Source organism: Neobacillus niacini (assembly GCF_023715415.1).
GTDB lineage: Bacteria > Bacillota > Bacilli > Bacillales > Cytobacillaceae > Neobacillus > Neobacillus niacini_C.
The window spans coordinates 293777-314413 of sequence record NZ_JAMBOB010000003.1; the positions used below are offsets into that span (position 1 = coordinate 293777).

At 37.5% G+C, this 20637-nt stretch carries 23 protein-coding genes and 1 pseudogene; 8 read left to right on the forward strand and 16 right to left on the reverse strand.

Annotated elements, in window-relative coordinates; genetic code table 11:
- Window positions 1-65: 65 nt before the first annotated feature.
- The 4 genes from M3189_RS08010 to M3189_RS08025 all read left to right on the forward strand — a co-directional run bounded on the left by M3189_RS08010 (window position 66) and on the right by M3189_RS08025 (window position 3015).
- Window positions 66-242 carry a hypothetical protein gene (locus tag M3189_RS08010; RefSeq protein ID WP_251633331.1) on the forward strand — a complete coding sequence of 59 codons (177 nt, stop codon included), beginning with the start codon at window positions 66-68 and terminating at the stop codon, window positions 240-242.
- Window positions 243-703: 461 nt separating this feature from the next.
- Entirely contained in the window at window positions 704-1855 is a 1152-nt protein-coding gene (locus M3189_RS08015) for a CapA family protein (RefSeq protein ID WP_251633332.1), read from the forward strand.
- A 40-nt stretch (window positions 1856-1895) separates the two neighbouring features.
- Entirely contained in the window at window positions 1896-2651 is a 756-nt protein-coding gene (locus M3189_RS08020; RefSeq protein WP_251633333.1) for a CPBP family intramembrane glutamic endopeptidase, read from the forward strand.
- Between the two features lie 70 nt (window positions 2652-2721).
- A complete protein-coding gene (locus M3189_RS08025; RefSeq protein ID WP_251633334.1) occupies window positions 2722-3015 on the forward strand; it encodes a HesB/YadR/YfhF family protein in 294 nt (97 codons plus the stop codon).
- Between the two features lie 133 nt (window positions 3016-3148).
- On the opposite strand, the gene M3189_RS08030 is transcribed toward M3189_RS08025, so the two are convergent.
- The 12 genes from M3189_RS08030 to acnA all read right to left on the reverse strand — a co-directional run bounded on the left by M3189_RS08030 (window position 3149) and on the right by acnA (window position 14975).
- Window positions 3149-3439 (reverse strand): hypothetical protein, encoded by a 291-nt coding sequence (locus M3189_RS08030; protein WP_251633335.1) that lies wholly within the window; start codon window positions 3437-3439, stop codon window positions 3149-3151.
- Window positions 3440-3463: 24 nt separating this feature from the next.
- Window positions 3464-3892 carry an acyl-CoA thioesterase gene (locus M3189_RS08035; protein ID WP_251633336.1) on the reverse strand — a complete coding sequence of 143 codons (429 nt, stop codon included), beginning with the start codon at window positions 3890-3892 and terminating at the stop codon, window positions 3464-3466.
- A 4-nt stretch (window positions 3893-3896) separates the two neighbouring features.
- Window positions 3897-6242: an AAA family ATPase gene (locus tag M3189_RS08040; protein WP_251633337.1), complete on the reverse strand. Its 2346-nt coding sequence runs from the start codon at window positions 6240-6242 to the stop codon at window positions 3897-3899.
- Window positions 6243-6363: 121 nt separating this feature from the next.
- Window positions 6364-6579, reverse strand: a complete 216-nt coding sequence (gene tlp, locus M3189_RS08045) for a small acid-soluble spore protein Tlp (protein ID WP_133371582.1) — start codon at window positions 6577-6579, stop codon at window positions 6364-6366.
- Between the two features lie 139 nt (window positions 6580-6718).
- Window positions 6719-6862 carry an acid-soluble spore protein N gene (locus tag M3189_RS08050; protein WP_251633338.1) on the reverse strand — a complete coding sequence of 48 codons (144 nt, stop codon included), beginning with the start codon at window positions 6860-6862 and terminating at the stop codon, window positions 6719-6721.
- An 80-nt stretch (window positions 6863-6942) separates the two neighbouring features.
- Window positions 6943-7074 (reverse strand): FbpB family small basic protein, encoded by a 132-nt coding sequence (locus M3189_RS08055; protein WP_034672833.1) that lies wholly within the window; start codon window positions 7072-7074, stop codon window positions 6943-6945.
- 149 nt (window positions 7075-7223) lie between these two features.
- Window positions 7224-7757 carry a redoxin domain-containing protein gene (locus tag M3189_RS08060; RefSeq protein WP_251633339.1) on the reverse strand — a complete coding sequence of 178 codons (534 nt, stop codon included), beginning with the start codon at window positions 7755-7757 and terminating at the stop codon, window positions 7224-7226.
- Between the two features lie 138 nt (window positions 7758-7895).
- Window positions 7896-8684 (reverse strand): class II aldolase/adducin family protein, encoded by a 789-nt coding sequence (locus M3189_RS08065; protein ID WP_251633340.1) that lies wholly within the window; start codon window positions 8682-8684, stop codon window positions 7896-7898.
- A gap of 159 nt (window positions 8685-8843) precedes the next feature.
- Window positions 8844-10541, reverse strand: coding sequence for a ribosomal protection-like ABC-F family protein (abc-f, locus tag M3189_RS08070; protein ID WP_251633341.1), 1698 nt, complete (start codon window positions 10539-10541; stop codon window positions 8844-8846).
- A 256-nt stretch (window positions 10542-10797) separates the two neighbouring features.
- Window positions 10798-11763, reverse strand: coding sequence for a phosphotransferase enzyme family protein (locus M3189_RS08075; RefSeq protein WP_251633342.1), 966 nt, complete (start codon window positions 11761-11763; stop codon window positions 10798-10800).
- A gap of 25 nt (window positions 11764-11788) precedes the next feature.
- Window positions 11789-12157, reverse strand: coding sequence for a DUF1992 domain-containing protein (locus M3189_RS08080; protein WP_251633343.1), 369 nt, complete (start codon window positions 12155-12157; stop codon window positions 11789-11791).
- A gap of 106 nt (window positions 12158-12263) precedes the next feature.
- Window positions 12264-14975 carry an aconitate hydratase AcnA gene (gene acnA / locus M3189_RS08085; protein WP_251633344.1) on the reverse strand — a complete coding sequence of 904 codons (2712 nt, stop codon included), beginning with the start codon at window positions 14973-14975 and terminating at the stop codon, window positions 12264-12266.
- 349 nt (window positions 14976-15324) lie between these two features.
- Here acnA and sspO point away from each other — a divergent pair, with 349 nt between their 5' ends.
- Window positions 15325-15474, forward strand: coding sequence for a small acid-soluble spore protein O (gene sspO, locus M3189_RS08090; RefSeq protein WP_251633345.1), 150 nt, complete (start codon window positions 15325-15327; stop codon window positions 15472-15474).
- A 43-nt stretch (window positions 15475-15517) separates the two neighbouring features.
- On the opposite strand, the gene M3189_RS08095 is transcribed toward sspO, so the two are convergent.
- Window positions 15518-15787, reverse strand: coding sequence for a hypothetical protein (locus tag M3189_RS08095; protein WP_251633346.1), 270 nt, complete (start codon window positions 15785-15787; stop codon window positions 15518-15520).
- Window positions 15788-15903: 116 nt separating this feature from the next.
- Here M3189_RS08095 and M3189_RS08100 point away from each other — a divergent pair, with 116 nt between their 5' ends.
- On the forward strand, window positions 15904-16044 hold the full coding sequence (locus M3189_RS08100) for a small acid-soluble spore protein P (protein WP_179292521.1): 141 nt from the start codon (window positions 15904-15906) through the stop codon (window positions 16042-16044).
- Between the two features lie 116 nt (window positions 16045-16160).
- On the opposite strand, the gene selA is transcribed toward M3189_RS08100, so the two are convergent.
- On the reverse strand, window positions 16161-17567 hold the full coding sequence (gene selA / locus M3189_RS08105; RefSeq protein WP_251633347.1) for an L-seryl-tRNA(Sec) selenium transferase: 1407 nt from the start codon (window positions 17565-17567) through the stop codon (window positions 16161-16163).
- A 96-nt stretch (window positions 17568-17663) separates the two neighbouring features.
- Here selA and M3189_RS08110 point away from each other — a divergent pair, with 96 nt between their 5' ends.
- Entirely contained in the window at window positions 17664-18056 is a 393-nt protein-coding gene (locus M3189_RS08110) for an Hsp20/alpha crystallin family protein (RefSeq protein ID WP_251633348.1), read from the forward strand.
- 98 nt (window positions 18057-18154) lie between these two features.
- On the opposite strand, the pseudogene M3189_RS08115 reads toward M3189_RS08110, so the two are convergent.
- Window positions 18155-18340: pseudogene (locus M3189_RS08115) on the reverse strand (Rdx family protein); the annotation flags it as partial.
- A 204-nt stretch (window positions 18341-18544) separates the two neighbouring features.
- On the opposite strand from M3189_RS08115, the gene selD reads away from it, so the two are divergent.
- Window positions 18545-19597, forward strand: coding sequence for a selenide, water dikinase SelD (gene selD, locus M3189_RS08120; protein ID WP_251633349.1), 1053 nt, complete (start codon window positions 18545-18547; stop codon window positions 19595-19597).
- A gap of 42 nt (window positions 19598-19639) precedes the next feature.
- On the opposite strand, the gene M3189_RS08125 is transcribed toward selD, so the two are convergent.
- Complete coding sequence (locus M3189_RS08125) at window positions 19640-20617, reverse strand: L-threonine 3-dehydrogenase (RefSeq protein ID WP_251633350.1); 978 nt, start codon at window positions 20615-20617, stop codon at window positions 19640-19642.
- Window positions 20618-20637: the final 20 nt, after the last annotated feature.

Consider the following 20637-nt stretch of genomic DNA (forward strand, 5'->3'; position numbering starts at 1 on the left):
TCCTGTCATTTTCCTTTCACATTGTAAAGTAAAATAAAGGTAAAGGAACCCATGGAGGGGATATTATGTCTAACCTAAATCAAACCTATTCGTTTTCAACTGACGTTTCAGCACCTGCAGATCAAGAATTTGTGGTTGAATTTTTTCAGTGTTTAATGGATGATGTTCCTGAAAAATTTCCTTACAAGATAACAAAGAATTTTGACGAACTAATTGACTTTTTTGAACAAATGGACGAATAAATACCAGAAAAACGGAGTTTCTAAATGTAGAAACTCCGTTTTTATATTTTTAATAATGTAAATGAGTATTTGCCTAGAACATCCTCAACATAATCAAGTTTGGTATGGTCAAAGTACACAAAATCCTGTTCATGAATGAGGATTTTTAGTCCTTCAAATTCAAATAGAAGATCACCAGTAATTTTCCGCTCTTCCAGAGACAGATTTAATTTGGGACCTCCTCAGCCAATCCCCATACTTAACCGAACCAGTAGTTCCTCATTAGGAGATTGTTTTTCTCTCTCGATAATTCCTTCTAATATTCTATGGGCACTCTCCGTAATCTTGAACAAACCTATCACATCCTTGGATTTTTTCATAATTTGCAGGAAAAAGTCGAAAAATAGTACATAAATATATTATAGTATTGGTAGTATGGTTGAAAATATTTTGCTTAGAAAACACAATAGTAAGGAGAAACTATGAAAAAGAAAGCCATTATTTCGTCTGTCATTATCATTTCTATGTGTATTCTTGTTGCCTCCGTGCTTCTTATTGAGCAGCGTAGTAACCAGGCTGCACCAGAAAAAAAATACCCTTCAAAGGAACATACAATGAGATTGCAGCCTGAATTGAGCAGGACGCTGACAGAAAAGATAACTGTCGGGGCAATTGGCGATATTTTGATTCATGATACGGTTTATCAAGATGCGTATAATGGAACGCAATATAATTTCAACCCAATCTTCGAAAATGTTAAAAGTATTTTGGAAACACCGGATGTCCTAACAGCGAATCAAGAGAGCATGTTAGGTGGCGTTGAAATAGGAGTATCAAGTTACCCGATGTTTAATAGTCCACACGAGGTTGCAAATGCTCTTGTTGATTCGGGGGTTGATATTGTTTCAATGGCTAACAACCATACGTTAGACAAGGGGGAAAGAGGTATTCTTTCCGCAACCGATTATTTAAATAGTATCGGACTTCCCCATGTTGGAAGTTTTCTAAATCAAGAGGATCGCCAAAAACTAAGAATCATACATAAAAATGGCATAAAATTAGCCTTTCTATCTTACACCTATGGTACAAATGGAATACCCATTCCAGATGGAAAGGACTTCCTTGTGAATCTTATTAATCGGGATCTAATGAGTGACGAAATCAGCCGGGCTAAGAAGGAAGCGGATGTTGTCATTATGAGTATCCATTGGGGAAATGAATACCAACGTATTCCGACTGATGAGCAAAAGGATTTGGCAAATTACCTTGCGAATGAAGGGGTAGATATTATCTTTGGTTCGCATCCTCATGTTCTTCAGCCAATGGAATGGATTGATACGGGAGATGGCAGAAAGACATTTGTTATTTATTCTTTGGGTAACTTCATCTCAGGACAAGTAAGAGACTATAAAGATATTGGCGGCATGGCTACGGTTGAAATAACGAAGCATATTTCTAATACAGGAAATTCGATTGAATTGTCAAATCCGGCTTTTTATCCTACCTTTGTTTCTAGCCAGAGAAATAAAAATTATCAAGTCGTACCACTAGAAAATGCAGGTTCCTTCGGGATGCAGAATGCAGCTGATAAATACCAAGAAATCATAGACCATATGAACCAATGGCTCCGTTAACACGGGGCCATAATTCGTTTTGATTGGAAGGAAGTTTTTAATGAGACAAAGTAACTTTCAAGGATATTTTTTATCCATCTTGTTTATCATTTTAATTTATTTTTTCACAAGAAGTTACTATAGTCTCTTTACTTGGGCCATCCTAGGACTATTCCTTTTGCTTGCTTTCCTGAAGGAAGAAAATCGTTTATTTGCATGGGTGATGATTTCCTTTTTTTGTGGTAATCTAATTCTCTTTTATACCGATAAATTTATTGAAGGGTATCACTTCATTCCATTCTTTAGGTTACTCATAAATCAGGTATTGTTCTTGATCCCTATCCTATCGATAGGTTATGTGATAAAGAAATTCAATAAAAAAATTAGCTTCTTTTTTACTAAACTAGATCTAAATAACAGCAATAAGTATTTCTATACCATCTTGATACTTCTTTTTGTTGGTGTCACTTTTTTATTTATCAATAAAAATGGATTCGATTCGAATATGTTCCTTTCGCTTCTCTCATTCACACTTATTCATTCTTTTCTACAGGAAGTGATATGGCGAGGTATTCTGTTAACACAATTAATGAATATAACAAACGAAACATCAGCTATCATGTTTACAAGTATTGCCTTTGCGACGAATACTACTATATTTGGATTTTCTACTTCTGTTGTTCTTTTATATCTTTTTTTAGGGTTCATATTTGCACTGTTAACCATTAAATATAAAAGCATTTTGCCATCTATTTTTGTATATACACTTGTATTAATTCTCTTTTACCTATATGACTGGCTTCAACTTCCTTTATAAGCAATATCATCGATAATTGCCTTTGCTTTATTATATAATTACTTCAGAGACATTTTGAGAGGAGTAACAGATGAATATCCAAATCAGCAGTGAAGCAGCAGCATGGTATAAACAAGAATTAAATCTTAAAGCAGGTGATTCTGTCCGTTTCTATGTACGTTATGGCGGATGTAGTACGGTACAAAGTGGGTTTTCACTTGGTATATCTAGTGATGAACCAAATGATATTGGTGCAAAGACAACTGAGGACGGGATTACTTTTTATATTGAAGAAAAAGATTTATGGTACTTCGATGACCATGATTTAGTTATTGAGTATCATGCAAAATATCAAGAACCTATTTTAGATTATAAAAAAGCATAATTAAAAAATAAGCACACATGAATGATGGTACTTTCATGTGTGCTTATTTTATTTTCTGCTCTCCAGCTTTGGGACAACAAATTTGCATATTTTATGTGTGTTTGTAATGCGTCTTTTGTGGAAAAAGACGCTTTCACCAAATATGATGATGTAATCCTTCTTTATGTAATATTTCTTTTTGTCTATCCCCAATTAAATCAAAATGGGAATAACCGTCACGGCGGTGGTGAATCCAATCTTTTTTCAAGCCATATTTATTACCCCATTCAGCTAGTTTCTCAAGGTCACTGCAGCCAACCTTGGTTACAGTGTTACATCCAGGAAAACGATCATCCAGCCAAAAATGGGTTAAGAATGCAATTTCACCTTCATCAATTTTTTGTTTCCACTCTTTTACTTCCTGCCTTTTGATTCCAAAAGCCATATAGTCACCCCAAAACGCATAGTGTTACTTTCTCTTTATTTCTTCATACTTTAGATACCACTCAGGAAAAGCCTTTTTGAATGCAATCGGTCTAAAGTTGTCCTTTTTGACAACAATATGAGTCGAATTCCCTTCTGCACATACTTCCTCGTCTCCATTTATGATGGAATACCCATAAACAGTTTTAAGCCCGTCATTTTTCTCAATCCAAGTCTTTACGAAACCTCTATCACCATAACGTAACGGTTTTTTATAGGCGGCTTGGATATCATAGACGGGTGCAAAATATCCTGCGTTTTCCATATCTACATAACTATAGCCAAGGTCCTCAATTAATCCGCTTCTGCCAAGCTCAAAATACTTCAAATAGTTGGCATGATAGATGACTCCCATCATGTCCGTATCTGCATATAAAAGCTGAATCTCTCTTGTAGAAATAAATACATTGTCCATTTCTCTATTCCCCTTCCCTAATTAAAGGAAATTTAGTAAGCGCCTTTTCCACATCTTCATTTTCAATATGGATGGCCTTTTCTAATAAATCCTCTTCCTCTGTCACTCCCATAAGCCTCATTGCTTGTGCTTGTATCATTTCGTCTGCCAAATTGGTAGCAAATCTACCGTTCCCCATGAAGGTATGATTTTCAATATTTCGTTTCAAAAGTGCTCTTGCTTCTTTATTTAATTGGTATTGAAAACGATCTATATAGCTCTCGATAATCGCCAGCAGCTCCTCCGCTGTATAGTCAGGAAACAGGAAGAATTTTTTAAATCTCGAGCGCAGCCCAGGGTTGCTCTCCAATAGCAGGTCCATTTCCTTGGGGTAACCTGCAAGGACTACTACAAGATTTTCATTATGCTTGGTCATTTCATCAACAAGTGTGTCGACAACTTCCTTACCAAAATCACCTGCTGTTTGGCTTAGAAGTGAATATGCTTCATCAATAAACAATACACCGCCAAGCGCTTCACGGATTTTCTTCTTTGTTTTTCCGGCTGTTTGACCCACATAACCCGCTACGAAATCAGCTCTGCTCGCTACAATTAAATGACCTCGTTTTAACATTCCGCATTCTTTCAGGAGCTCGGCATATATTTTAGCCACTGTGGTTTTACCAGTGCCGGGATTTCCAGTGAATACGGAATGAAGCTGAATGGGTACGGTTGGAAGCCTTTTTTCTTTTCTAAACTGCTGCATTTTAACGAAGGAAACAAGTGTTTCTAATTCACCTTTTAGTTCGGTCAAGCCAATCAATCGTTCTAATTTTTCAAATGGAGATTCCCGATTTTCATTCTTTTCTATCTCAAAATCCTCTTTATCTAAAAGGGTGTAAGTGAGAATATCCTCATTGGATGGCGGATGTTCAGACCCCTTTTTAAAAATGGCATCTAACACGATATTGCGAACAGATCGTGCATTACCAAAAGTGTCATCTACACGTTCCTGGTCAAGGCGATGATTAATTTCTATCTTCGCTTCTTCTGTAAGAATATAATCGTTTTCTGAAGCAATTTTTTCAGCTATCGATAGTAATTCCCCATTGGAGTAATTAGGCAAATGAATAAGGTTGGATTGAGGAAAGCGGCTTCTTAATCCTGGATTTGCATCTAAAAAAATACGCATTTCCTCCGGATATCCCGCCAAAATTACTGCAAACCTCCCACCGTATTCCGTTCCCGTCATTAACGAAACTAGGGTATCAACTGCTGTCTGCCCATAATCATTTCCAGTTTGCCCTTCTCGTTTTAAACTATAGGCTTCATCAATGAACAGGACCCCGCCAATCGCCTTCTCTACAACCGAGCGCACATTTTCCTCCGTTTGACCTACAAAAGCCCCTACAAGCTGTGATCTATCCGTCTCAATCACTTCCGAACGAGGTAGCACCTCGAGCTCGTGATAGATCTTAGCTAATAAACGGGCAATGGTTGTTTTCCCAGTTCCTGGATTTCCAGTTAGAACCATATTAAGGCTTAGTTCATCCTTTGTTTGGAATCCTAGTCTTTTTCGGTCCTTTTGGTATTTTAAAAACTGGTAAAAATCATTCACCCGCTTTTTTACAACATCCATCCCAACCATTTTATTTAATTGGTCCAAGGCATTCTCTGAATCCTGTTGGACTTTTTCTTCGGTAATAAAAAGATTCTGCCAGTCTTTTTTTATAGTCTCGAGGCTAGACAAATGTAATTTTAGGTCTTCATAATAGGTGGCGGTATGAAACACACCTTTTATGGATTCCTCATATTCCTCAGCAGCCTTTAATAGGTTCCCGTTAACCTCAATAGCAGTAGTAAGCAAGTCAGACAATTTTTTATATTGAAGAGAAAGTGGTTCATTTCTCAATGTTTCAGCAAGATTTCTCTTCTCGGTGAGATCCTCTACATGATCATCTGCTTCTGCTAGGAAGCTTTGACAAATTTGTATGTATTGTTCAGCAACTTTTTTCTTTGCTGTTCGATTATCTGTTTCCCTTATTGCTGGAAATTCTAGGATATCTAAGATGTCCTTTTTCTTTTTCCAATCGTATTGGATGAAATAGGATTTTGCCATTGCATTCTCTGGATGCAGCTCTAATGCTTTTTGTAACCAGGCAAAAGCTAATGTATCTTGGTTTCTTCGCTCTAGTCGAGATAGTGCGGCTATTGTTAACATTTTTGATATATGTATGGGGTTTGATTCGCCTCGAATCGCTGTTAATAGCTCATTTTCATTAGAAATAAACCCGTTCTCATTTAACTCTTTTTCCCACTGGTTAATCTGTAGAGTTTGGTTAATTGGTTGATTCGATTGTTGTCTTATCATATAATCACTTCTTCTTCAAAATTTCCCTTTTATCTTACCACAACCTGTTCATCGACACGAAATTCAAAGGCTTAATAAATAAAGGACCTGTACGAATTGAACAGGTCCTCCGAAATTTTGCTTAGACTTCATCCTTAATTTCTGCTCGGTAGGATTCGATACTTTCACGGCGTCTTTCGTTTTTAGCGTCTATTTGCTGGAGTTGTGTCTCGCTATCAGTGAACGCTTTTGAATCTTCCGCTGCTTCAATGTTTTCAAGTGTATCATGTATCATCGCCTGAAGCTTTTCAGCATTATCACTGCGATCGTCTGGTTTTGGTTTGTTGTTATAGGTCATTAGAAATTCCCTCCTAGGTGGTGTCATGTTACAGATATAGTGTGTTACTTATTGAAAAAAATATCACAGAAAATTTCTGCTAAGAAAAAATCATAAAAAAGACCCGCGGGCTTCTGCCTGACGAGTCTTTACCATTTTTTTATTCACCTTTAGTTTGGATAACTTGCGCATGCTTACCTGATGTATCTTGATATTTTTTACCTTTGTTTCCACCGAATCCCCTGGATTTAGTTCCAAGGTGGTCTTCGCTGTAGCCTTGTTGACTGTGTTTTGGATTACTCATGTAATATCCCTCCTCCTTAACATTTTGTCCGTTTTTAAGGAGGAACATGATTGGTAAACTATGTGAGTTTTAATTTTACATTACTCTGCCTTACCAAGTCGCTTTTCTTCTAAACGCATTTCAATTTTTTCCATAGCAGCTCTATCTTTCAAAAGTTGACTTTTATTTTCGGATACAAGTTCTGCAAAGGAACGTTTTCTAGGCTTTCTCATATATATCACCTTCCTTATTAACTATTCTAACAGTTATTATGCCCGGAAACGGTTGCAATTATTACAACTTTTTGAAAATTAAAAGAAAAATATACTTTAAAGCGTTACATTGTTAAATAAAAAATAAACATTGTATTTATATCCAATGTCTATTTCAAATCCTTCGTATATTGTTTCATTGCATCGAGATTCATTGCCCCGATATATTTGTTTCCAATATTGCCCTTCGAATCAATAAAATACGTGGTTGGAATGGATAGGACTTGGTACGTCTCGTTTACTGTATCTTCAGCATCTAAAGGAATCGGAAAGGTAATACCATTTTCATCGACAAAAGCTTTTACATCTAAGTGTGGGTCAATGTTAACGGCTAAAATAACAACCTCATCCCCAGCTTGTTTATGAAATTCCTCCATGGCTGGCATTTCAGCTTTACATGGCGGACACCAGGTAGCCCAAAAATTAAGCATCACTTTTTTCCCTTTTAAATCGGATAGTTTAACGGTATCTCCCGCTAATGTTTTAAGTTCAAAGTCAGGTGCCTTTGCCCCAACTTTTAAACCACCCATATTCGCAGCTTCTTGACTTACATTTTCGGGTTCAGCCTTTTTATCCATAGCCTGCACAATCGCAACTCCAAGTAAGGCTATTAACACAACAACAGCGATGACTTTTTTTATCATAGCCGAAAACCCCCTTGCTTCAATAATATGCTACATCGATTTTACACTATAAACTCAGTTGAAATAAAGGTTGCTTATGCCAAATATGTGACAATTTAAAAACAGTTTAGTAAAAGTATTCTAGAAAAGCAAATCAAATTATTTATTTAAGGCGTTAAGAACGCTGGTTGTTACTCTGTCTACAATTAGGTTAATATCTCTTTCTGATAATGTCTGTTCATTCACGGAAGTCACTTTCTTTGCATGAGTGCCTTCAGGGACATCAACTCCCTTTGGGGAAATTCCGTCTACTCCCATCATGGCTTTTAAATCTAGAAGCTTAGCGACATTTTCTTTGGAAAGCTCGCGATCACCTTTTAATAGTCTAGAGATCCAATTAATTTTTGCCGTAAACTCTAAAGATTCCATTAAATTATAAGCTTGTTCTAAATTTTTCCCCCAAGTTAATGCCCCGTGGTTTTCCAATAATACGCCCTGATAATCGTGAACATGTGTTTTGACTGCCTTGGGCACCTCATCTGTAGAAGGTGTACCATAGTGAGCTAAGGGAATCGTCCCCAAGGATACGACAGCTTCAGGCATTATTGCCTGATTCAAAGGAATTCCTGCAATAGCAAAAGCAGTTGCATACGGAGGATGAACATGTAAGACTGCATGTACATCCGGACGCTCGTGATATACAAGCAGGTGCATTTTTATTTCTGACGTAGGTTTATAATCTCCTTCGAGAACATTCCCCGCGCTATCTACTTTAATAATCATATCTGGGGTTAAGAATCCTTTACTCACATTCGTTGGAGTGATTAAAAACTCATCTTCATCAATACGAACAGAAATATTTCCGTCATTGGCTGCTATGAATCCTTTATCATATACACGTTTTCCGATCTCGCATATTAGTTTTTTATACTTAATCTCGATAATCATCTAAACCCTGCTTTCTTTTATGAAAACAATTGTATCTATAGTATACCCTTCTCGTAAATGATATTAGAGTTTTATGCCTAGTTGAACGAACAGATGACGCAGATATATTTAATTGACATTAAAATAGCCCCTTCTCGAGGAGCTATTTTAACACGTACTTTACATTAATTTTCTTTTTTGCTTCAAGAGTTCGTTGAATTCACTATCTAATTCACCATATTTAGGACTTTTTTGGTCAATTAGTGATAATTCCCCCAAGATTGTAGCGATTCTATTTTCGATTACCATTAAAGCTTCCTTAGTATTAGTAGGTTCAGCATTATTTTTAGTAAAGTATGCTTCAGGCTTCTTTTCCACACGCTTTATCCTCTGATTATCAAATATCAGGAGCTTATCACACAGCTTATTTAAAAAATAGTAATCATGTGAAACCGTAATAATTGTACCTGCGAATTCATTTAGTGTTTTTTCAAGCTGCTCTCTGCTTGGTAAGTCCAGATGGTTGGTTGGTTCATCTAAGATTAGAACATCATAGTCCTTCATAAGCATATCAACTAACTTCACTCTTGTTCTCTCACCAAGACTCAAAGTTCTGATTGGCTTCGTAATAAATTGTTCTTTCAATCCGAGGTTGGCAAATAATGTCCTCGCTTTATGAATGCTTTCTCGGTCTGTAAACCCTAATGCCTCTAAGGCAGTTTTATCTACAGGTAAGTCGTCAACATCTTGGCTTAGGTAAGCAATCTTTAATGATTCACTTTTCCAAAGCTCTCCGCTCGTAACGGGCGTTTCTCCTATAATCATCTTAATTAAGGTGGTTTTACCGCAGCCGTTTTCCCCTAATAAGCCGATACGCTCTCCGTGGTTAATATAAAAATGCGAATCGTGGAATAGGGGTCTTTCATCAAACGTCTTTGCAACACTCTTAGCCTCAAAAATCCGTTTACCCCTATTTCCTTTCGTATCAAACTCAAATCTAACCTTTGTCTCTTCAAGGGGTTTGTCGACCTTGTTTTTTTCAAGCTCGCTTTGCAGCCTTTTCATTTTAGATTTCACTTGAGCATCACGTTTTTTTGCCTTTACACGGTGATATTCCTTCGCACCAAAATCTCTACCTTGTTTCGTTGATGTTCTGTGAGCTTTCTCAGACCAAGAAGTTAATTGCTCCATTTGCATTTCTATTTCTTCCTTTTTGCGCTGTTGTACCTCATAATGGTGCATCTGGGTTTCCATCCTGTGCTGCTTTTCCTTCTGATAATCACTGTAGTTACCATTGTAAAAGTTAATCTTTGTATTCTCTAGTTCAAAAATACGTGTCACCGTTTTATCTAAGAAATGACGATCGTGAGAAATAATTAGCACGGGTCCATTAAATTTCTTTAGCTCCTTAATTAACCATTCAATCCCTTTAAAATCAAGATGGTTGGTGGGCTCATCGAGAATTAAGAATCCTGGCTTGGAAGCCCACACATTGGATAATGCGAGTTTTAACTTCTCACCACCACTTAAATGGTTTAAACGCTTCTCTTCCCATTTATAAACCTTTTTGAGACCCAATTCACTTGAATGCTGCAATAAGTCTCCATCAATAGAAAAGATATCACTACCTTCATAATCAATAGACTGTGTTAGGTACCCAATCATTAATTCAGGGGATTTTTCAACGAACCCATGATCAGGTGTGTGTTTACCAGTGAGGATATTGGCTAATGTCGTTTTACCGGTGCCGTTATAACCGACGAGACCTATTCTTTCGCCATTTTTTATATCAAAAGAAATATTATCTAGGATTTTCCTTAGGTTAAAGTTTATTTCTAAACCAGTTGCTTTTATAATCGATTCCCTATTATTGTTCATAAAAAAACTCCCTTCCATTGAACCTGAAGAGAGTGTTTTAAGTCAGACGTTTTCGCATTCAAAAAGCATACGCTAATAAACCTAAATAGGCCATTAGTAACGATGTTTTAAATTGAAATATAAACGTTCAGGACTAAAAAAGGATAGACTAATCCTATTCTTCAGGTTCACCATTTTTCGCTATTCGAATAAATGTGCTCCAAAAAATAAGATTATAACTTCATTCCTCTTTACCATTCCTTTACGTTTGTTAGATTTATTGTATTTTACCTGAACCGAAATTGTCAATCATTTCTGTAAAATTAACATCAGAATACGATTTTCTACTTTCAATATTATTTTTTAAATCTGTAAGAGTATATGCCTGCCAATCCTGTAAATTTTTCAAATCCCACTTTTCCAAAAATAATATATATAAAAAGATCTCTCTAATTTTTAAAAAGATGGGTATTTGCTGAATGAGTTCTTTACTTATTTTGTGTTCCTGCTGATAACCTCTTAAGAAATGTTCCCAGAACTCCCTGCTAAAATTAGTGTTTTCTGGTGTGTAGGATGATGTTTGCCAATAAGCATGATAAAAGGCAGTGGCAAGATCATAAGCAAACCAATGGTATGCACAATCATCAAAATCAAAAACAGTTAGATTTCCTTCATTCACGAAGATATTTCCTTGGTGAAAATCATTATGTATGAGCCCAAATAGGTCAGGAGTTTGTGGGAACGTCACTAACTGTTTTAATAGTTGTTTGTACGTATTTGCTATTGATTCTGATGAGATTTCTGGGAAAAGATTTAATAAATCAGGATGATCCGCTGTCCAAATCGGGCGATCTACCTTTATTTTCTTTCCAGCACTATGTATTTTCCCTAATAGATTTCCCCAATAAAAGTAAAGTTCTTGGTTCCAAACATCACTTATGGTGACATCAATGGGTGTTCCTTTAGCTTTTTCAAATGCCACCACATAATGGTTATCATCGAGAGCCTCGACCAACCTCTCACTAACGGATTTAATAGGTAACGATACGGGTACACCATCCTTCCATAAACTCTCTATAAATGTCAGTTCGTTTATAATATCAGATTTCTTTCGTCTAGAAGAAGGTGTAACTCTGAATATGAAATGACGAGTGGTATAGACAGTGTTATGAAAGCCATCATTAATTCGAACCAGTTCACCTTCTATTTGACCATATAAATGTATTAAAGACTCACGAATCATTTTGCGCTCTCTTTCTGCATAACCCTTATTTTAATTTGTTAAAAATTTTATCTGCATAGCTCCCAAACCGAGAGTTTGTTAGTGTTCCTCTTTTTTCAAGCATTCTCTCCAGTTCCATTCTTTTTTTCTTCAATTTTGCTTGGAGAGGTTTCTTCATTTCCTCATCTGTTACATCTTCTAACAATTCTTCAATCCTAAAAATTTCATTTTTTACATCCTCAGGCGAATATCCGGCATTTTTTAATACTCTATACGCCATTTTCCATTCCTCAGACATTCCTGGAAAATCATCTTTTAATTCCAGTGGCTGTCCCATTCCTGGTAGATTATCGAAATCCTTTCTCTTTATGGCTTGTTTGATTTTATCCTCGGCGATTCTTGTAAATAAATCCAAACCTATCACAACCTTCGCTTAACAAGTAAATACTTTGATTTTCTCTAATATATATGTAATTACTCGAAAAAACCACCATGCAAAAGCTGCATGGTGGTTTACAATATTATGCTTCTTGTAATTTTTCGCGAAGTACCATTGGAAGGATTCCGCCATGACGGTAGTAATCAATTTCAACTTCGGAATCAAAGCGAACAAGTACTTCAAATTCTTTCTTGTTGCCTGCTTCATCCGTAGCAGTAACTTTTAGTAAATCACGTGGTTTAACGTCTTCACCGACTTGGACATCGATTGTTTCTTTACCAGTTAAGCCAAGTGTTTCAGCGCTTTCGCCTTCTTTAAATTGAAGAGGAAGAACACCCATTAATACAAGGTTAGAACGGTGAATACGCTCGAAGCTTTCAGCAAGAACTGTTTTAATGCCTAGAAGGTTTGTACCTTTCGCAGCCCAGTCACGTGAAGAGCCCATTCCGTAATCTTTACCAGCAAGAACAATAAGTCCAGTGCCGTTTTCTTTGTACTTCATGCAAGCATCATAGATTGGTGTAACTTCGCCTGTTGGCCAGTAAGTGGTTACCCCACCTTCTGTACCTGGTGCGATTTGGTTACGGATACGAATGTTTGCAAATGTTCCACGCATCATTACTTCGTGGTTTCCGCGACGAGAACCGTATGAATTAAAGTCACGTGGCTGAACGCCTTTTTCCAATAAATATTTACCAGCTGGAGTGTTCTTACCAATCGCTCCTGCAGGTGAAATATGGTCAGTTGTAACAGAATCCCCAAATTTTGCTACTACACGAAGGTCTGTTAATGGTTCAACAGTACCTGGTTCAGGTGATAACCCTTCAAAGAATGGCGGGTTTGCAATGTAAGTGGAATCCTCATCCCAAGTATATAATGGCTCATTGCTTGTTTTGATTTCGTTCCAACGCTCGTTATCTCCGAATACATTTGCATATTCACTGCGGAATAGTTCAGGAGTAACTGTGCGTTTTACAACTTCATTTACTTCAGCAGTTGATGGCCAAATATCTTTGAAGAATACATCGTTACCATCTTTGTCTTTACCAATAGATTCAGAAGCAAAGTCAATGTTCACTGTACCAGCTAATGCATAAGCAACAACTAGTGGTGGTGAAGCAAGATAGTTACCTTTTACAAGCGGGTGAATACGTCCTTCAAAGTTACGGTTACCTGAAAGTACTGATGTAACTAATAGATCGTTTTCAGCGATTGTTTTTTCAATTTCTTCTTTTAATGGACCGGAGTTACCGATACATGTTGTACAGCCGTAACCTACAAGGTTGAAGCCGATTTGCTCTAAATATGGAAGTAATCCAGAATCACGAAGGTATCCAGTTACAACCTTAGAACCTGGTGCTAAAGAAGTTTTAACAAACTTAGGAACTTCCATTCCAAGTTCAACTGCCTTTTTCGCAACAAGACCTGCACCCACTAAAACATATGGGTTAGATGTATTTGTACAGCTAGTGATAGAAGCAATCGCAACTGCACCAGTTTTAATCGTTGTTTCGTCACCGTTTTGGAAATTAACTGTAGCCGACTTTTCAAGTTCATCTGCTTGTAAGCCGAATCCCTGGTTTCCTTGTGGAGCAGAAACGGCCTTTACGAACTCTTCTTTCATTTTTGAAAGTGGGATCAAATCTTGTGGACGCTTAGGACCTGAAAGATTTGGTTCAATAATAGAAAGATCAATTTCAACTACATTTGTATAAACTGGCTCAAGAGTAGGATCAAAGAATAATCCATTTTCTTTGCAATATTGTTCTACTACATTGATATCCTCTTCTTCACGGCCAGTTAAACGCATATAGGCAAGAGATTCATCATCAATTGGGAAGAATCCACAAGTTGCACCATATTCAGGAGCCATGTTGGCGATTGTTGCACGGTCTGCTAATGGAAGTACAGATACTCCAGGTCCGAAGAATTCAACAAATTTACCAACTACGCCTTGGCTGCGAAGTACTTGAGTTACTTTTAGAGCAAGGTCAGTAGCGGTTGCGCCATTTGGAAGCTCACCTGTTAACTTAACCCCAACTACTTCAGGTACTGGGAAGTATGAAGGCTGTCCAAGCATTCCTGCTTCTGCTTCAATACCGCCAACGCCCCATCCAAGAACGCCTAGACCATTGATCATCGTTGTATGTGAGTCCGTACCAACTAATGTATCTGGATATGCTTCTAATTCACCGTCAGCATTCTCTGCAACATGGACAACATCTGCTAAGTACTCAAGGTTAACTTGGTGTACGATACCTGTTGCAGGCGGAACTGCGCGATAGTTATTGAATGATTTTTGAGCCCAGCTTAGGAACTGGTAACGCTCAGCATTACGTTCAAATTCAAGATCCATGTTCACACGTAAAGAATCAGCAGAACCGTAAGCATCAACCTGTACAGAGTGGTCAATTACAAGGTCAACTGTTTTCTCTGGGTTAATTTTATCTGGGTCGCCGCCAAGGTCAGCCATTGCTTTTCTTAATGAAGCAAGGTCAACAACTGCTGGAACACCAGTGAAGTCCTGTAGAATTACACGAGATGGCTTGAATGGAACGTCCACTTCTTTAAGTTCATCTGTTCCCCATTTTGCTAAGTTTTCAACGTGCTCCTTTGCGATGACACGGCCATCGTATTGACGAAGCACAGATTCAAGTAATACTTTAACGGAATATGGCAATTTGGAAACCTTGCCAATACCAGCCTCTTCAAGTGCACTTAAGCGGTAGTAGTGATAACGTTTACCGTTTACTTCAAAGGAAGTACGTGCGTTAAATACATCATTTTTCACCATAGTGAATCCCCCTCATTCGTCATCATTAACTAAAATTAACGAAAAGTTTGAATATTCCTATCCATCCCTACTTTTCTCACAATTCTAATCTTAATACAACCTTTTACATAAGTAAATAACAAGAAAGTTATTGTGGTTGATAAGTTTTTCTTATGTTTTTTATGTAAAGTGTTCAAAATATTTAGAAAAATCTTATAAGACCGTATAACTGGAAAATTAGAAAGATTAGAATTGTGAACGCTTTTATTATCTCAAAAAACTTTTTTGTTGTCATTTATTTTCTTTTAAAAGGAAATATTATCACTATCGGAGAGAATTCAAAAGGATTCTCGTTTAGGAGGTGAATGGGATGCAAAGAAGAAAGTCAAATCATGTAATTCCTGGTGCGAATGCTGCTAAAGGTCAGGGGCAAGGAACAGGATTTAACGAGGAAATGGCAAATGAACCGTTAACCATTAAGGAAAAAATGAACAATAAAAAACGAAAGAAAAATCAATAATGATTAAAAAGCAGGAGATATCCCCTGCTTTTTAACTCTGTCCTTATTCTGGCAGATTTACTTCTGCCACGATATTTTGCAAATCCTGTTGAAAACGCTCAAGCTGTGCTCTTTGGTGTTCGGAAGCTACTTCGAGCGCATTTTCAATTTGTTGATAGGCTTCATTGACTTCTTCTTTTAAATGCTTCAATTGATGGCCGTAACTTGCACTATCACTAATAATAGTTGCTGCAAGTCCTTGTGCCTCTTCATATCCCTGCTGAGCAGCTTGAAAAGCCTGCTGTTTATCCTTATTGTATGGATATTGCTGCATTTGACTGTTTCACTCCCCTCAATCGTTTATAACGTTAAATTGCACAGGGGAATAACAAATTATTCAGCATAAAAACTCTTCAGCATTACATCCTAAGATTATAGGAGGGATGAAAAATGGTGAACAAAAACGACGGCAAAGATATGAGAAGAAACCAGCCAAAGATATCTGGACAGCCTGAGCCAATGAGTGGATCAAAAAAAGTAAAGAATCGCAACCATACACGCCAAAAACACAATTCACATCATGATATGTAGAAAAGCGGAAGGCGCCTGTTTATCGGCTAGACAATTAGAAAAGCGGATGTGCCCGGAATCTAGATAGGACTAAAATAATAGTTCTAACCCCCTCTAGACCGTAGAGGGGGTTAGATTTATAATTGTATTAATGATTGAAGTAAAAGCTGTTCTTCTTCCTCTGTCACGGTTCTTAGGTCGATGATAAACTCATCCTTTTGAATTCTTCCGATAATGGCTGGTTTGAAATGTGTTCTTAATTTTCTTCCTACCTGTTCTGCAGTAAGTGTATGATGTCTTAAAGAAATAACCATGCTTGGAAGCCCGACATCCGGCATCGTTCCCCCGCCAACTTGACTTGTACCAGGGAAAATTTTCGTCTGAAAATCATCTGTACCTTGTAACAAGTTTGTAACAAACCTCTTAGATCTTGCGTCTAATTCATCAATAGAAACTAATAAATCACGGATAGTGGGAATGTTTTTGACTCCCATTTCCCCGCGTGCATAATCAATTAACGTCCCCTCGAGTGCTGCTAACGTCATTTTATCGACTCGAACCACTCGGGCTAATTGGTGTTTTTTTAAACGGTCGATAATCTTCTTTTTTCCAGCAATTATTCCTGCTTGCGGTCCACCTAGCAGCTTATCTCCACTAAACGTTACAAGATCCGCTCCCAATTCAATGACTTCTTTCACAACGGGTTCTTCGCCGATTCCATGTCTTCTAAAGTCAAAAAGCGCACCACTGCCAAGGTCTTCATAAAAAATAACATCTTCAGAATGATTTGTCAGCTGAATGAGATCTTCTGTTTCCACTGATTTGGTAAAACCAATCACTTTAAAATTACTTGTATGTACTTTCATGATAATCGCCGTTTCAGAATTCAGCGCTTTTTCATAATCATATAAATGAGTTTTATTTGTTGTTCCGATTTCGATTAATTTCGCTCCGCTTTCTTCCATAATAGATGAAATACGGAATGAACCGCCAATTTCTACTAACTGACCTCTTGATACAATAACTTCTTTATTCTCTGCAAGCGCTCTTAAAACAAGATAAACAGCAGCAGCATTATTGTTAACGACCATTACTGCTTCCGCACCGGTAATTTCTTTAAGCAGAGCCTCTACATGGCTATGTCTAGAACCACGTTCTCCTTCATTTAGCTTATATTCCAGGTTGGAATAATTTTGTGCTGTTTCCACTACATGTTGAATGGCATTGTCACTTAGTCTCGCTCTTCCAAGGTTTGTATGAAGAATCGTTCCAGTAGCATTGATTACCTTTTCGAGTGTATAAGAGTATTGTTTTTTTAAATTTATCTTTAATAGTTGAAAAACTTCATCTATAAATTGATTGGTGCCTGGAGTTGCACCATCCCATTCTCCATTTAATAGTAACACTCTAATTTGATCGACAGCTTCTTTTAACTGTTTTGTCAGCTGCGTTACATCTAGATGATTCTCCCTAAGGAGAGCTTCGAACTGTTCATGATTTTGCAATTCATGGACAGCTGGAATTGAACGTAACCATTCTTTCACCACAAAAACTCCTTTACTATTCCTACTTTATTCCTATTATATCATTTCACAATTTCATTCGGAATGAATAAAATAAACCGAGCAAGGGGGATCGTTATGAAATCCAAAAAAAACATACAGCCAATTGATTTTGACCTTGTGGAAAAGTGGTTGGAAAACTATTGCCTTGATCCTCTTACTACCCAGGATGATCTGACACAATTTCGAATCGATTTATACGAAACAGATCAAGAATGGATTGTTGAGGCATTGCTTAACGAGTATAACAGCTCTGAAATCAAAGTTTTTGTAGAGGATAATAAGCTGATTATTACTGCTGATAAATCTTCCACTCCCACTAGTCAACAAAAAAGAGTTCGGACTATCCAGTTCCCCTTTCAGGTTATTAATCAAAAGGTAACAGCCAATTATATAAATGGAATATTAGAGGTTCTGATATCAAAATCAGAAAAAGGTTTAGGGAAAAATTGTTATATCACTCTGCCCTAAGAATCTCCTAAGGCACAATTTTTTTACAATTCAGTTAACATAATATCATTATAGAAAACAATAAACCCTCATATCTTTTTTTGATATGAGGGCTATATTTATTTTTCTGAAATTTTGTTAATGATATCCTCTGTGTCAGGAAATACACCTGTATCTAGTTTGGAATAAATCTTTTCCCCATTGACAGTCACTTCAAATGCTCCGCCTGAAACAGGGATTAATTCCATTTTTCCAATCTTTCGGTTAAAGTGTGTAAAAAGTTCTTCCGCGAAACTCGCGGCTTTTGGTGCGTAGTTTCATTGCATGCAAAATTCAACTATTACGTGATAATTGTTCATTTTTCTCCTCCATGTATATAAATCTATTTCCTACATTGGTATAGTAAAAACATTTTATCGTAAGGTCTAATTCCTTGCAAATCTTTTGCTTATATCTAGTATGTGCGATTTTACATGGAAACAGTTATACTAATAAATGGAGGTGGATTTATGAGTGAGCAAGAGAAAATACGCCTAACCTCTTTATCAACTAAAGCAGGCTGAGGATGTAAAATTGGTCCTGAGGACCTAGCGCAAGTTTTGCGCCTTTTACCAAAGCAAGACGCTGTTCCAGAGCTACTAGTAGGTCATGAAACTTCTGATGATGCAGGTGTTTATCAACTAACGGATTCGATTGCCTTAATTCAAACGGTCGATTTCTTTACCCCAATTGTGGACGACCCATATATGTTTGGACAGATTACTGCGGCTAACTCATTAAGTGACGTTTATGCAATGGGTGGAGAACCAAAAACAGTCTTAAATATTGTAGCATACCCAATTAAGAAGCTTGGTGCAGAGGTGCTTTCAGATATTCTCCGCGGTGCAGCAGATAAAGTAAAGGAAGCTGGAGCACTTACTGTTGGCGGGCATTCCATAGATGACAAAGAACCTAAATTTGGTCTCTCTGTTACGGGAATTGTTCATCCAGATAAGATTTGGAAGAATGTTGGTGCCAAACCAGGTGATGTTTTAGTTTTAACAAAGCCAATTGGCGTAGGAATCATCACTACTGGGATTAAACGGAGTGTGGTAACACCGGAGCAAGAACAAATTGTTACAGAGACAATGGCTGAGTTAAACAAAACAGCCGCTGAAGTATTAATGAACTATCATCCTCATGCTGTAACGGATGTAACCGGATTTGGATTGTTAGGACACAGCAGTGAGATGGCTCGCGGGAGTGCCGTGAGTTTCGAAATCTTCTATTCAAAGGTTCCAATTCTTGAAGGTGCTTTAGAGTTAGCGAGAGATGGAGTGGTTCCAGGTGGATCAAAATCCAATCATACATGGATTCTGGATGATGTCGATTATGAGGAGCTCTCTATCGAGGAACAGTTAGTCCTATGTGATGCGATCACTTCTGGGGGGCTGCTCGTATCGATTAGTGAAGATGAAGCAATCAAATATGTGGACGCCCTCCATTCCGTTGGAAAATACCATGCCTCCATTGTAGGCAGAGTGACTGAGAAAAAAGATAAATTAATTTATGCAAAAAGATAACAGCGTGGCATTTGCTACGCTGTTTTTTTTACCATAAATATACTATTGTATCTCACTCGCTCGAGTTTTGTTTATTGTTAGTTTATTTGTTAGTTTACTCATCATATCTTCAGTCATTTTCGTTAAATCATATTCGAATTTAAAGCCCCACTCTTCTTCTGCGGCAATGGCATCGATGGAATTTGGCCAGCTGTCAGCGATTCTTTGACGAACAGGATCAACGTTATACGTCAACTCAAAACCAGGTATATGTTTCTTAATTTCAGTTGCAATCTCTTCAGGGTCAAAGCTCATCGCAGTGACATTGAAGGCATTGCGGTGAACAAGCTTGCATGGGTCTGCCTCCATCAAATCGATAATGGCATTAAGGGCATCGGGCATATACATCATATCCATGTAAGTCCCTTTGTCGATGTAGGAGGTATATCTGCCATTTTTAATGGCTTCATAATAAATTTCAACCGCATAATCTGTTGTTCCCCCGCCAGGCAGTGCTACGTACGAAATTAATCCTGGAAAACGTAATCCCCTAGTGTCGACTCCAAATTTTTGATAATAATAGTCGCCTAGAAGCTCACCGGCTACTTTGTTCACTCCATACATAGTCGTGGGACGCATTATGGTGTCTTGTGGAGTACTATCCTTTGGTGTTGAAGGACCAAAGGCACCAATTGAACTTGGTGTGAAAAATTGTGCATTGAGTGCTCTCGCTGTTTCTAATGCATTCATCAAGCCACCCATATTTAAATTCCAGGCTAAAACGGGATTTGCTTCAGCGGTAGCAGAAAGTAAGGCGGCTAAGTGCATAACCGTATCCACCTTATATTTCTTTGCAACTTCACCCATTCTGTTTAAGTCTGTTACATCAACAATTTCGAAGGGACCACTCTGTGCTGCCTCACTATCATTCTTTTTAATATCAGTAGCAATTACATTATCAGTACCATACGTTTCCCGTAATTTCATCGTAAGCTCTGAACCGATTTGTCCTAATGCACCTGTAATTAAAATTCGTTTCATTCTTCTCCGTCCTCTTCACA